Origin of the sequence: Bacillus mesophilum (genome assembly GCF_008923265.1) — a bacterium.
GTDB classification, from domain to species: domain Bacteria; phylum Bacillota; class Bacilli; order Bacillales; family Cytobacillaceae; genus Cytobacillus; species Cytobacillus mesophilum.
The window spans coordinates 253,938-267,421 of record NZ_WBOT01000003.1 but is presented as its reverse complement, the minus strand read 5'-3'; the positions used below and the strand labels follow the sequence as shown (position 1 = coordinate 267,421).

The 13,484-nt window shown below is 30.5% G+C and carries 13 protein-coding genes; all 13 read right to left on the bottom strand.

Annotated elements, in window-relative coordinates; genetic code table 11:
* Nucleotides 1-107: 107 nt before the first annotated feature.
* Genes F7732_RS10970 through F7732_RS10910 form a run of 13 tightly spaced genes read right to left on the bottom strand, consistent with a single transcriptional unit; the run spans nucleotide 108 to nucleotide 13,482 of the window.
* The gene (locus tag F7732_RS10970; protein WP_151573905.1) at nucleotides 108-1,619 is read right to left on the bottom strand and encodes a polysaccharide biosynthesis C-terminal domain-containing protein; all 1,512 of its coding nucleotides are present in this window, start codon (nucleotides 1,617-1,619) and stop codon (nucleotides 108-110) included.
* Nucleotides 1,620-2,561, bottom strand: a complete 942-nt coding sequence (locus F7732_RS10965) for a DUF6625 family protein (protein ID WP_151573904.1) — start codon at nucleotides 2,559-2,561, stop codon at nucleotides 1,620-1,622.
* A 35-nt stretch (nucleotides 2,562-2,596) separates the two neighbouring features.
* Entirely contained in the window at nucleotides 2,597-3,508 is a 912-nt protein-coding gene (locus F7732_RS10960) for an ATP-grasp fold amidoligase family protein (protein ID WP_151573903.1), read from the bottom strand.
* 38 nt (nucleotides 3,509-3,546) lie between these two features.
* Complete coding sequence (locus F7732_RS10955) at nucleotides 3,547-4,974, bottom strand: O-antigen polymerase (RefSeq protein ID WP_151573902.1); 1,428 nt, start codon at nucleotides 4,972-4,974, stop codon at nucleotides 3,547-3,549.
* A 17-nt stretch (nucleotides 4,975-4,991) separates the two neighbouring features.
* The gene (locus F7732_RS10950; protein ID WP_151573901.1) at nucleotides 4,992-6,077 is read right to left on the bottom strand and encodes a glycosyltransferase; all 1,086 of its coding nucleotides are present in this window, start codon (nucleotides 6,075-6,077) and stop codon (nucleotides 4,992-4,994) included.
* A 27-nt stretch (nucleotides 6,078-6,104) separates the two neighbouring features.
* Complete coding sequence (locus F7732_RS10945) at nucleotides 6,105-6,527, bottom strand: serine O-acetyltransferase (RefSeq protein WP_240056599.1); 423 nt, start codon at nucleotides 6,525-6,527, stop codon at nucleotides 6,105-6,107.
* A 17-nt stretch (nucleotides 6,528-6,544) separates the two neighbouring features.
* Complete coding sequence (locus F7732_RS10940) at nucleotides 6,545-7,417, bottom strand: glycosyltransferase family 2 protein (RefSeq protein ID WP_151573900.1); 873 nt, start codon at nucleotides 7,415-7,417, stop codon at nucleotides 6,545-6,547.
* 1 nt (nucleotide 7,418) lies between these two features.
* Complete coding sequence (gene wecB / locus F7732_RS10935) at nucleotides 7,419-8,543, bottom strand: non-hydrolyzing UDP-N-acetylglucosamine 2-epimerase (RefSeq protein ID WP_151573899.1); 1,125 nt, start codon at nucleotides 8,541-8,543, stop codon at nucleotides 7,419-7,421.
* Between the two features lie 3 nt (nucleotides 8,544-8,546).
* A complete protein-coding gene (locus tag F7732_RS10930) occupies nucleotides 8,547-9,656 on the bottom strand; it encodes a capsular polysaccharide biosynthesis protein CapF (RefSeq protein WP_151573898.1) in 1,110 nt (369 codons plus the stop codon).
* A gap of 15 nt (nucleotides 9,657-9,671) precedes the next feature.
* Nucleotides 9,672-10,709: a nucleoside-diphosphate sugar epimerase/dehydratase gene (locus F7732_RS10925; protein WP_151573897.1), complete on the bottom strand. Its 1,038-nt coding sequence runs from the start codon at nucleotides 10,707-10,709 to the stop codon at nucleotides 9,672-9,674.
* A gap of 3 nt (nucleotides 10,710-10,712) precedes the next feature.
* The gene (locus tag F7732_RS10920) at nucleotides 10,713-11,948 is read right to left on the bottom strand and encodes a glycosyltransferase family 4 protein (protein WP_151573896.1); all 1,236 of its coding nucleotides are present in this window, start codon (nucleotides 11,946-11,948) and stop codon (nucleotides 10,713-10,715) included.
* A complete protein-coding gene (locus tag F7732_RS10915) occupies nucleotides 11,948-12,826 on the bottom strand; it encodes an NAD-dependent epimerase/dehydratase family protein (RefSeq protein WP_151573895.1) in 879 nt (292 codons plus the stop codon). The genes F7732_RS10920 and F7732_RS10915 overlap by 1 nt, the downstream gene beginning before the upstream one ends.
* Nucleotides 12,823-13,482 carry a sugar transferase gene (locus tag F7732_RS10910; protein WP_151573894.1) on the bottom strand — a complete coding sequence of 220 codons (660 nt, stop codon included), beginning with the start codon at nucleotides 13,480-13,482 and terminating at the stop codon, nucleotides 12,823-12,825. The genes F7732_RS10915 and F7732_RS10910 overlap by 4 nt, the downstream gene beginning before the upstream one ends.
* Nucleotides 13,483-13,484 lie beyond the last annotated feature (2 nt).

The following is a 13,484-nucleotide window of genomic DNA, read 5'->3' as shown; positions in this document are numbered from 1 at the left end:
TAAAAGCTTACAAATTAAGGTTTTAATAAAAAAATATAAGTATTTGGGAATTTAATAGGTTTTTTAACCAAATATCATTTTCAGCATCTTTTTTTGGTAGTAAATTATTAAATATGAAGTTTTTCTCTAATTAGAGTAATTTTCGACCGGATAACAACCTTCTGTTCTTTATTTAAAAAAATAAATACTATTGTGAAATATATAATTGTTAAAATAACACACTGTATTAATAGTGACACAATATTATTAATGCTATAATAATTCACTATTATAAGACCTATAGCGCAAGTTATAACATTACTAATTAGTGGTTTTACTAGACCTAGATAATACGTGTTAAGTTTTTGTCCTGTAATCTTTGCAGTATAAATTGGTAAAAGTATTAAATTATTTAAGGAGAAAGCGAGAGTCGAAGCAATAACTATTCCCCATAAACCTAACTTAATCGTTAAAATAATTGCTAATACTAAGTTAATGATCCCGCTGATTATAGCAAATAATGCAGGGACTTTAAGGTTATTTGTCGCCTGATTAACAACATTTAATTGAGACATGGACAGATTAATATTTAACGGAATCATCATTAGTATAATAATATATTTAAACTCACTGAAATCTTCATTTAACCAAATCGATAAAAAGTATATCCCTATACTCGAAATTATTGAGATTGGCCATCCGAGAATTGTGCCACTAAAATTAACTGCACTATTAGAATTCTTAACAACACCCCTCAAGTCTCCTCTAGCATAATGATTTATTGTAGTTGGACTAAAGGCAGAAGATAATGCAGTTGCTAGACTCCTAAGTGTATTAACAAATAACAATATAACTGCATATTTCCCCATTAAATCACTATCAATATATCTATTTCCTACTAATAAATCTATTTGGGTCATTAGATTTCTTCCTAAAAGTATTACAGAATTGAACAAGCCAGCAGATAATAAAATACCAACACATTTAATATCAAACAATTTAATTGAGAATTTAACATCTGGTATCAGTTTTCTAAATGTAATATAACCCAAGAAAATTATAATAATGTTTTGTACAATTGTGCTTAACCCTAAGTACCAGATATGAGCATCAAAAAACTTAAACAATAACACAATTAAGACTGCTTTACTAATACTTGCAATAATATTTACAGTATTACTAATCTCCAACCTATTTTTAGAATATGCTCCGGTTGTGAAAATTGAAGCAAATATACTTAACATAAACGTTATTGAACTAAGTAAAAATGCAAATTTCACATCTGCTACTAAATCTTTATCAATATTAATAAAATTTTCTAGGTTATAAGAAATTATGATTAATATTGGTAATAGGGCTACAGCAATAATAAAGCAGGTACCTAATGCACTACTAATATATCTATTAGCAAGGTTTTTATCCTCATTGTAAGAAACAGTATAAAATCTTCCCACCATTGAATTTAATGTATAAGTAAGAACCGTAAAAAAAGATAAGAAGTTTGTTATGATTCCAACATAACTATATGCTCCCATTCCTAAATTCTTTGTTAAAATGGGGGTCACTAAAAAATTTATAGAAAGGGAGATTATCATGGCTAATAAATTAGTGATTACATTTATTCTTATCCTTTTATTCAATCAATTCACCCTTAATTTGACCAATATTCTATTTAATCTATTGGTTAGCTTAGATCTTTCTTTTTCATATAACTCATACAGATATCCTCTATAGTTGTTATATTGTTTAATATCATTTATTTCAGTATTAAACTTTTTATCATAAAATCCACTGTTTGTAATAAAATAACTACAATAACTTTTTCCGCTTAAATTTATTTTTAAATTTTTTGGTTTTTTTATGTGTATATAAATAAATTCATCTTTTTTGAGAGACCCATTTTCAATATACTCCCTGTAAACTTTACCATTCTCAAAACAAAATATTTGATACTTATAGTTCATATCGTTTAAAGCCAGCCTAAATCTTTTGTATATCGATGAAATATCCGCAAATATTCGTTTCTCGTACACACTTAATTTATTTTTTTTGTAGATTTGAAGTACTCCTCTAGTTTCATCGAAAGCAAAGGACCTATCTGTTGAAAATACTGTTTTATAATCACCAACATTACTTCCAGGTAATTTAAACCTATTATTATTATCAATATTATTACTATATAAAGATAAATGACCTAATGGCAAAATTTTATCATAAGAATTTAGTAGGCTTTGAGTAAGAAATCCTCTCAAATCACCAAAAATCATATCAAAGTCACAGTGTCCCCAAAATTGATACTCTTTTAAATATTCTTCACAAATAACTCCAAAGGCTGGCTTGAAATCACAAATTTTATACGGAGCATTTAAAGCTATTTTAAATTCAAATTTACTTTGTACTAAATTTTTAAATTCATCAAAAGACATGTTTTTAATTTTTACATTATCAGGTTTCTCTTTGATTTCTTGATCCGTAATCATTAAAAAATCTATTGTTTCATTGTATTGGCATGATTTCAACCACAAAGGAAAGTATTCTGGTAGTTTACCAAAGTAAATTCCTATTATACATATTTTATACACTACTAAAACCTCCCCTTTTATGAGCAAATAATATATTACCGTATTTTTGTAGTTGGTAGCTCGAGCCATTCTCCAAAAATAGCATCATAATTATCTGGTTTAAATTTGCCAACTCCACCTTCTGGGTAGAATGTCATTTCACCAAAATATAATCTACTATTTATTGAATAAAAATCTATTCTTACAAAAGGATAGTTCTTAGCTAGAACTCTTGCCAAATTTAGCATATCGTTTAATCTTTTAGGTTTACTTATTAATGTTTTAGGATCGTTTGGATATCTAATCGCCGTTGGGAGTAATCCCCATTTTTTATCATAAAAATTTCTTTTATGTTCAATAAATCTATTAAAATCGACTTGTATTACTTCTGGCTCTCCATTAAAGCAAAATATTTTATAATCTTTTAATTCCTTACCCGATTCATCAACCATATACTTTTCACAAATGATCTTTGGCGTTAGATTTTTATATGGCCATTCCCTACATTGAAAAAAGTAATTTCTATTTAAACTTTTAGTTATTTTCTTTTTCGCTAATTCAATATCTAATTTGCCTTTATCTGTACAAATTACCATTCCTCCAGAATCATGTGTACATTTTAATACAAATTTTTCTGGCAAACTCTCAAAATCTATATCATCAAATTTATCCCATACACCTATTAGTGAAATTAAATATTCTTCCCCAATTGTTTCAGCTATATATTTTCTAACTTCATATTTGTCAACTAAATTTGTATAAAAACTATTTCTATCATACAACTTTAACCATTGTAATTTTTCATTAAAGGTTTTTGGACTTTCTAAATTCAATGACTTCCCTGTATAAATTTTATATAGCATATTTAAAAAAACACTATCGGGTAAAGTATTAAATATTGAAAGATGCGAGATTCGAATTAAGAAATCCTGCGGGTTATCCATTAATCGCTTTATCTTTGAAATCATATAATTTTATCTCCCTGTTATTATCAAGTTAATAATATTTATTTTGCTATATTCCTATTAGCAAATTTAGACCTATTAATGAATAAACAAAATAAACCTAGTGGCAATATCTGTGAAAATAATATACTAAAGAATGCGATTGGATTATATAATGTTGGTATTAATGCAATCCGTATTGACACAAAAATGTAAAAGAAATATATCCAAAAATCCTTATTTAAGTTTGCTTTCTTATGCATCTTTAATGCATATAATGATAAAATAACTGGAATGATTGGAGATAGCACTACTCCTAAATAATAACTGGTGTAACTGATATTCGGAATAATTTGGCCAGTGACATAATTTGATGTATTATACATTGATGTAGTGTTAATTTCTGTGGAAACCCCCGGAAATAAGGTCCCATTAAATGGTATGGTCCTTACCAGGTCAGAAACAAATGTTATCAACTTATTAGTAACATCAACATTATATGCTGCAGCAACGTTACCAACCCCTGGAAAATAGGCATTTAAAGTTAAAGCTATACTAGCTACGCCTGAAGTACCCTGCCAGTTCCCAAAGGAAAGTATCTTTTCAATTACCATGCCAACTAAGCCTACAACTCCTAAAATTCCTATAGTTGCTATAATCTTTCTCGATTTTGATGGATACAGTTTCAACATCATTAAAATATTAAACAATAATCCAAAAAAGGGCTGAATATTACTTTCACTTACAATTAAAAAAGGCGATAAGCAAATTATTATAGATAAAATAAACTTGAATCTCGATGGTCGTAATTTTAGATAAATTAACTGAAGCAAGTAAACGGGAATTATATAACGAAATATGTTAAAAATAAACACAAACAAAGTATTTAAAATCCTATCGATCGAGCCTCTTGAAGCAATATTATCAAAATCATAATCTAATTTTAAAGCATCCGTATTATTCGAAAAGAACGATGTATAATATTTACCTATTTCAGGAATGTACAGGTAAATACTAATACAGAATAAAGTAAGAATTATAAACATCAAATTAATATTTTTATAATTTTTACTATTAATCTCAATCCTCTTATTTTTATACTTCTTCACATTCTTATTAATAATTAAGTAAAATTCTATGCATAGAAACACAATAATAATTTCATAAACCATGAATATAATTGCATATTGTATATTCAAATCAACTAATGTATTAAAAACAGTTGTATAGTTTCCTAATGATAAAAATAATGGAGTTATTACGAATCTAATAAAATACCCAAAATATATAACGCTTAAAGTAATGTTATCCGCGAGATTTTTTAGAACATTAACTGTAATTAGCGATAAAACTAAAAAAATTAATGGTAAAACCCATAGATTATTATAACCATTAGGTTTAGAATCATATAATATTATTAAACAAGATAAAGGAGAAATTAATAGAATAAACATATAGATGTTAAAGGTTTTAAGATTTTTTATTCTCATAAATGATTTCTCCCAATTTAGATTTTACCCATCAATATATCATCAATAAATTCATCCCACTTATGAATTATTTTTTCTGGTGAATAAAGATTGACAATTTCCCTCGCATTTTCCCCCATCTCACTAGCAACTGTAGGATTTTTCAACATATATATTATTGAGTTAGCTAAAGCATCTATATCTCCTCTTTCTACTAATAAACCATTTATTCTATGTTTTATTAGCATTCTAGTTCCACCGGGGCTAGCATCAGTAGCAACTACCGGCAGTCCAAGGGACATCGCCTCAATTAACGAGTTTGAAATCCCCTCGTAATCGGAAGTTGATACATACAGCTTGGCATTTTTAACTCTACTTTTTACATCATCTATTTTCCCAGCAAAAACTACCTTATCTACCAAATTATTCTCAATAACCATTTTTTGTACTAACTTCATATCTTCTCCGTCACCATAGAATATCAATTTGATATCAGGAATTTCATTAACTACTTTCCTAAATGCCTTAACCATAATATCTTGTCGTTTTTGCTTTATTGAAAATCTAGCCACAAATGCTATTTCGTTTTTCCTCTCATTATGAATAACTCGCTTTTCTTCTAAAATTGTGACCGGATTAGGTATGATAACTGATTTTTTTTGTAAATTATTAGGATAAAACTCTTTCGCACCCTCTGTTTGAAATACTGCTCCATCTGCATATCTATAAAAATACCTTTTGAAATCTAAGAAAATTCCGCGTTCAAAATAAGGATCACTTCGTTCAGTAACTATAATAGATGACTTAGTAAAAAAAGATCCCGTGACTGAATATACATTAGCGTTAGGTAAAAAAGTAATAACAACGTCCGGCTTTACTTTTTTAATAGTTTTTCTGACATTAATCATTTGGTTGATTCGTCTAAACACCTTATTTTTACTTTTATTATTTGTAGGATAATAAGTTATTTCTTTATTAAGAGCATAACTTGGTTGATCACCCTCAAATGTAAATACGTAAACCTCATTATTCAATTCACTTAAACCGTTGGCCAGGAATGAAAACATTTTAGCTGCTCCACCGTAATTTATATCATGCATTATGAGTAGAATTTTTTTCCTCATTCTATCACTCTTTCTAAGTTCAAATATCTACTTACGATCTACTATTTTTGCAGGTATTCCTACTGCTGTACACCCTTGGGGAATATCAGATAACACAACAGCATTTGCACCAATTTTAACATTATTTCCTACTGTCACATTACCTAAAATCACTGCACCGGCGCCGATTAACACATTATTTCCTATAATAGGTGAATTCCCATCCTCACCAGCTATTGTTACATTTTGATAAATTTTGGTATTTTCACCTATTATAGAATTCTTGTGAATTACTATACCCAGACCTCCATGCATTAACTCAACAGAACCTGCTAGCTTACTTGTGGGAGGAATATCACATGAAAATAGGAACCTAATTACACGTGATATTAATTGAGGTAAGACTGGTACAGACTTTGTTTGCAATCTATGCATTAACAAATATAATTTCATAATTTTTGTCTTTTTCATTCAATCACCCAATGGTATTATTTAGCCCTTTTCGAGAAAATTTTAAATAATGTATAAGGGAACAAGTAAGAGATTTTAGATATAAATTCAATTACACTTTCTTTTTTAATAAATCTTTTATTAATAAAATTGACAATATTACTAGATATACTAGCAATTTGATATGCGAATAGAATAGGGGCTGGTAATAACTTTACAACATTCCTATCTTCTTTTATTTCATGCCACGTTGTTCGTTTATCATTTAACTGTATTATTGCTCTAAACCCTGCATTTGTCCCCCTTATTCTGAACCTTGTAAAAGTACCATCTATATATCCTAAGTTATACAATTTAGCTATTTGTCTATAAAAATCTAAATCCTGACCGAATCTCTTTTTGACTGGAAATCGAATACCGTTTTCAAGCAATAAACTACGCAACACAACTACACATGATGTTTGCACTTTAAAAGATATAAAAGTGTCTCTATACACATTTCCCGAATAAATGTGTGTATTAATTATTTTTGTACGATGTGAATTTTCCCAAAACATCTCATAGGAGTGCTGACTCCATACATAACCTTTAGACTCCATTTGAGCAATTTGATGAAGTAATTTTTCCGGCAGCCACACATCATCAGAATCTAAAAAAGCAATATACTTTCCCGAGGATTTTTCTATACCTAAATTTCTTGCTGATGCGGGTCCACCATTGCTTTTTTTTATTATATTAATTGATTTATATTTCTCAGTTAAATCATCTATATTTTCTTTCGAACCATCATCTATAACTAACATTTCTATATTTTGGTAGGTTTGTTCTAAAATACTATCTATTGCTTCTGTTAGCCACTTTTTACCTGAATAGAAAGGTATTACTACACTAACCAAAGGTTGCTCGTTCAAACTATCCCCTCCAAACCACTTGTTTCACGTAATCTGTATACGAAATAATTATCCTAAGAACCTTTTCTGAGACATTAGGCATACTATAATCCTCTACAAGCCTTAAAGTATCTTCACCTTGGGTTTCTAAGATTTCAATTCCTTGAAGAATTCTTTCTTTTCCTAAACCGACCATCATTACAGATCCTTCCTCCATGGCTTCGGGCCTTTCATGTGCCTGTCTGATATTAAGCGCTTTAAAGCCGAGAATAGAAGATTCTTCACTAATTGTTCCACTGTCACTAAGAACGACTTTTGCTTTGAGCTGAAGTTTTACATAATCATTAAACCCTAGGGGCTTCATAGTTCTCACTAAAGGGTTAAATTTAATCTTTTTAGCCTCAATCATTTTCCTAGTTCTAGGGTGTGTACTCATAATTACTGACATATTATATTTTTCAGCAATTGCATTTAAACTATCAACCAAGTCTAAGAAATTGACTTCTGAATTAATATTTTCTTCTCTATGAGCTGAAACTACAAAATACTTTTCTTCCTTTAAATCCAATCTTTCTAATACATCGGAATTCTCTATGTCGTCTTTTCTAGAATTTAAAACTTCAAACATAGGGCTACCTGTTTTTATTATTCTATCGGAAGGAATCCCTTCTCTTAGTAGATATTCCCTTGCAATATCACTATAGGTTAAATTAACATCTGCTGTATGGTCTACTATCTTTCTATTAGTTTCTTCTGGTACTCTTTGATCAAAACATCTATTTCCTGCTTCCATGTGGAATATAGGAATATGACGTCTTTTTGCTGCTATAGCACATAAACAGCTATTGGTATCTCCAAGTACCAAAAACGCATCTGGTTTTACCTCTTCCATTATAGGATCAATTTTAACTAGTATATTCCCAATCGTTTCAACTGCTGTCCCAGTGGCTGCATTAAGAAAATAGTCCGGCTTTTTTAAATTAAAATCCTTAAAGAATACTTCGTTCAATTCATAATCATAATTTTGGCCAGTGTGAACAAGCGTATGTTCAATTGCATTTGATTCTTCTAATTTATTTATAACAGCTGACAATCTAATAATCTCCGGTCTTGTTCCTACGACTGTCATGACTTTTAATTTCTTCATAATTTATACCTCCACGAAATAAGTGTCTGGTTTCTCTGGGTCGAAACATTCATTCGCCCACATAACGGTTACAAGGTCTGTTTCCCCTATATTTATTATTGAGTGAGTATACCCTGTAGGAATATCAACAACTTGTAATTTCCCACCACTTACTCGATATTCAATTATTTCTTCAGAATCTATCTTTCTAAAACGAATTAAACCTTCACCACTAACCACTAAAAATTTTTCGTTTTTAGTGTGATGCCAATGATTCCCTTTTGTAATTCCAGGTTTAGAAACATTGACTGATACCTGACCTCGTTCAGGTGTTCTCATAAACTCTGTAAAAGAACCTCTATGATCAATATTCATTTTTAGATTATAAGAAAATTGATCTTCTGGTAAAAAGCTTAAATAAGTACTATATAGTTTTTTAGTTAATGCATCTTCCATGTTTGGAATAGTTAAGTTTGCTCTATTTTCTTTGAAACTCCTTATAAGGTTAGCCAATTCACCGAGTTTAATATTATGTGTTTTAGGTACAACACAGTAATCATCATGCATAGTTGGCTTTCCCTCAAGAGCCCGGAAAAACTCTTCCAATACATCATCTATATAACAAAGATTCAGCTCTGCATTTGGATTATTTATCTGGATTTCTAAGTCTCTAGCTATATTATGACAAAATGTAGCTACCACAGTATTATAGTTTGGCTTACTCCACTTACCAAATAAATTTGGAAGTCGATATACATATACTTTGGCATCAGTCTCATAATAATGATTTAATAATAAATCTTCTCCAGCCTTTTTACTTACTCCATAAGGAGTATCTTTTTCTGCCTGTATAGATGAGGTAAGCAGAACAGGAGCCTTATTGTCATGCTTTTTTAATAGCTCTAGTAATTGAGAAGTTAACCCAAAGTTCCCCTCCATGAATTCTTCTTGATCTTTTGACCTATTAACTCCAGCTAGATGAAAGACGAAGTCACATTCCTTTGAATATTTTTCAAGTAGTAAAGGATCACTTTCCCTAGTAAATTCAAAAATATTACTATACCCTCTATTCTTAAGTTCTGCTATAAGGTTATTTCCTACAAAGCCCTTTGCTCCTGTAACAAGAATATTCATCACTAAAACCACCCTTTAATTCATAACATGAACTTTTTTATTCCATTCATTTAATTCGTTTTGTACATAATCTAATTCAAGTAGTTTTTCTTTAATTTGTTCAATGCTAAGAATTTGTGTATTATCCGAGTTATACTCTTCTACAGTAGTAAGTTTTTGATCTCCCTCCGCAAAGTACTTATCATAGTTAAGATCTCTTTGATCCGCAGGAACTCTATAGAAGCCAGGTAAATCTTCTGCATTTACATATTCTTCTTTTGTAAGAAGTGTTTCATAACGTTTTTCTCCATGACGGGTTCCAATAATTTTAATTTCATTTTCCGCATTAAATAATTCCTTTACAGCTTGTGCTAAATCACCAATAGTACTAGCTGGTGATTTTTGAACCATAATATCCCCTGTTTCAGCATTTTTGAAAGCAAAAATAACTAACTCGACCGCCTCTTCAAGACTCATAAGAAACCTTGTCATATATGGATCTGTAACAGTTAAAGGCTGACCACTTTTTATCTGTTCAATAAATAACGGAATTACTGACCCACGTGAAGCCATTACATTACCATATCTTGTACCACAGATTAGAGTTCTATCTGGAGAAACAGTTTTTGACTTTGCAACAAAAACTTTTTCCATCATCGCTTTTGAGATACCCATTGCATTAATTGGGTATGCTGCTTTATCAGTTGAAAGACAGATTACCTTTTTTACTCCATAATCAATAGCAGCAGTTAACACATTATCAGTACCCATTACATTAGTTTTGACAGCTTCAAGAGGGAAGAACTCGCATGATGGAACCTGCTTTAATGCTGCTGCATGAAAGATATAATCCACTCCATGCATAGCATTTTTCACACTAGCAATATCTCTTACATCACCAAGATAAAACTTTAGTTTTTCATTATTATAAAGCTTTCTCATATCGTCTTGTTTCTTCTCATCTCTTGAAAAAATACGAATTTCCTTAATATCAGTATCTAGAAACCTTTTCATTACAGCATTACCAAAAGAGCCTGTCCCACCAGTTATCAACAAGGTTTTATCTTTAAACATATTTTAGTCCTCCAGTATTCTCTTCATCATATTTACATACTGTTCAGTGCATTGATCCTTTGTATATTTTTCTAAGAATATATCTCTACAATTTTTACCCATGTCTTCACGTTTACCCTTATCAGTCAGGAGTTCTTTAATAGAATTAATCAGCTTTTTACTCTCTCCAACCTCCATCGCAAAGCCAGCATTGTTGTCAGTCAAATCTTTAGCTATATCCGAATCCTCCCCAATAATAGCAATTACTGGTTTGCTAGCCATCATATAACTGTAAGTTTTGCTAGGTACAGCTAGGCCAGTCAAGCCATCTGCTAAGCTCACGATGAAACAATCACTGATATTTAGTGCATCCTGAAAATCTTGCCCATGTAAAAAATCAAAAATGATAACATTATTTAAATTCTCTGTTTCTACAATACTTTTTAATGTCTTCATCTTATTTCCGTGTCCGGCAAAAACAAACTGAATTCTATTGTCATCTTTTAGTTCCCTTATTGCATCAGCAATGGTATCTAGATCTTGACATATCCCCATATTGCCAAAATAAGACACTACAAGGTTTCCACCTTTTTTAATTGAATTGAATAGTGTATTTTTAGATGACTCCACTTCATTAGACAATCCCTTATCCTCATACCAATTAGGAATTACTTCAATTTGCTGCTCAGATAACGATTTTCTATGTTTAAGTAGGTAAGCTTTCATTTCATTTGATAAAGCCACTACTTTATTTACATGCTTAAAAATACTTTTATTAACAATTTTCATCATTTTGCTTATAATACTATCCTCTGAAATAGTGTTTGTAATATATGCCATTTCAGGGTACACATCATAACTAACAAAGATTACCTTTGTATCAAATAATTTATTAGCAAGCGCCGCAATTAATGGTAGAACTGGTGGATTTGAATAAACAATAATTGCTTTATATTTTCTTAGTTGCCAAAATCGTAAAGCAACTGAAAGTGTAAATGAGAAATAATTTATTAATCTACCAATGAAGTTTGTACGCTTAAGTTGAATATATTTTAATCTCTTTATCTCAATATTCTCATGAGTCTCTTTCATTGGAACTTCATCAATTTGATTGTACTCTTTGGGATATCCAGACATCGCCTCAACAGTAAACCCAGATTTACTAAGAGCCAATGCAGTATCAAATGGTAGTGTAGCAGAGGAAACATATTCAGGATAAAAGTACTGACATAAAAATAAAATATCTTTCTTCTTTTTCATTACATTTGCTCCCTACCTTCAGTACGTATAATTGACTCTTCGAATGCAACAACCTCATAGTCTATTTTTTTAAAATTTATTTCAGCACCAGGACTTCCTGAGATTTCTATATCGTAAACAAACGATCCAAATACTTTCCTCAAAGTCCCTGACAGTTTAAGGCCTATTGCAACAGCCCAGTTAAAAACCTTTGATGTCTTAACCTCTTTCCCTCGAGCCTTTGCGATAAGCCTTACTAATTCAGTAGTATTCACATAATTCTTATTTTGGGGAAAATATATACCACCTTGGCTATTATCAATTATTATCCTTATAAATTCAGATAAATTATCAATATATATCATGCTTCGCTCGTTCTCTATATCTGGAAAAATTGGTAGCGATATAGCCAACTTTGCTAGCCTAACGTAGTTCCCAGGACATCCTCTACCGTATACAATCGGTGGACGTAGAATTGCCACATTAAAGTCACTAGAACTGATTTCTATTAAAAGCTGTTCAGCTTCATATTTTGACTGAGCATAAGTAGTCTTTGGAATTGGCTTAGTATCTTTAGTAATAGAGCCTATTTCCGTACCATAAACACCCATGGTACTTAAAAATATGAATTGCTTCACACCTTCTTTTTTGGCTTTCTTTGCAAGGTCTACTGTTAAATCCCTATTTACTTTAAAATATTTCCCGGTATCGTTTTCATTAACATGAACAATTGCTGCTGTATGGAAAATGGCGTCATATCCAGAGAATGACTTTTTCCTCCAATGGTCATCTCTTATACTAACAAAATCTACAGAATACTTATCAGGATATTGTGAAACCCATTTTTTAAATGAAGTACCTATATAACTATTAACTCCTGTAATAAGTATCTTTTTCAATTTAACCCCTTCTCCTCTTTAGTAGATGCTACTTCTGTAGATCCTAAATTAATATCTACCAAATACTTGTTAACATATCTATCTTCGCCCAATAACACAACACCAACAGTCCTAATAATTATTTTCAGATCAAGTAATAAGCTATAATGCTCTACATAATAAACATCAAACTTATATCGGTCTCCTAAAGAAAGATATATGTTACCACTAACTTGAGCTAATCCTGTCATACCTGGATTCATATTAAGCCTTTTAGAAATTTCTTCAGTATATTCAGCTAGGGATGCTACTCGTTCGGGTCTTGGACCAACAAGGCTCATTTCACCTTTTAATACATTTAATACTTGAGGTATTTCATCTATTTTACTTCTTCTAAGAAACTTTCCAATGGCCGTGATACGGTTATCGTCTTTCATCACTTCTTGACCTTTAACCATTTTTTCCGAACCTGGTCTCATCGTTCGAAATTTATAGACCTTAAAGATTTTCTTATTTAATCCCGGTCTATCTTGTAAGAAAAACACTGGCCCAGGAGAAGTAACTTTAATTAAAATTGCAATTAAAATCCATATAGGAAGAAAAGGAATAAGAACTATTAACGAAACAATAATATCAAATAAACGCTTAATTAATTTTTGAAATTTCTTATCCTCCATGA

Bases quoted from the DNA above. Each gene is read 5' to 3' on its own strand.
- F7732_RS10960 (WP_151573903.1), bottom strand. From the start codon at position 3,508: ATGATTTCAAAGATAAAGCGATTAATGGATAACCCGCAGGATTTCTTA.
- F7732_RS10910 (WP_151573894.1), bottom strand. From the start codon at position 13,482: ATGGAGGATAAGAAATTTCAAAAATTAATTAAGCGTTTATTTGATATT.
- F7732_RS10930 (WP_151573898.1), bottom strand. From the start codon at position 9,656: ATGAATATTCTTGTTACAGGAGCAAAGGGCTTTGTAGGAAATAACCTT.
- F7732_RS10945 (WP_240056599.1), bottom strand. From the start codon at position 6,527: ATGAAAAAGACAAAAATTATGAAATTATATTTGTTAATGCATAGATTG.
- F7732_RS10925 (WP_151573897.1), bottom strand. From the start codon at position 10,709: ATGTTTAAAGATAAAACCTTGTTGATAACTGGTGGGACAGGCTCTTTT.
- F7732_RS10920 (WP_151573896.1), bottom strand. From the start codon at position 11,948: ATGAAAAAGAAGAAAGATATTTTATTTTTATGTCAGTACTTTTATCCT.
- wecB (WP_151573899.1), bottom strand. From the start codon at position 8,543: ATGAAGAAATTAAAAGTCATGACAGTCGTAGGAACAAGACCGGAGATT.
- F7732_RS10955 (WP_151573902.1), bottom strand. From the start codon at position 4,974: ATGAGAATAAAAAATCTTAAAACCTTTAACATCTATATGTTTATTCTA.
- F7732_RS10950 (WP_151573901.1), bottom strand. From the start codon at position 6,077: ATGAGGAAAAAAATTCTACTCATAATGCATGATATAAATTACGGTGGA.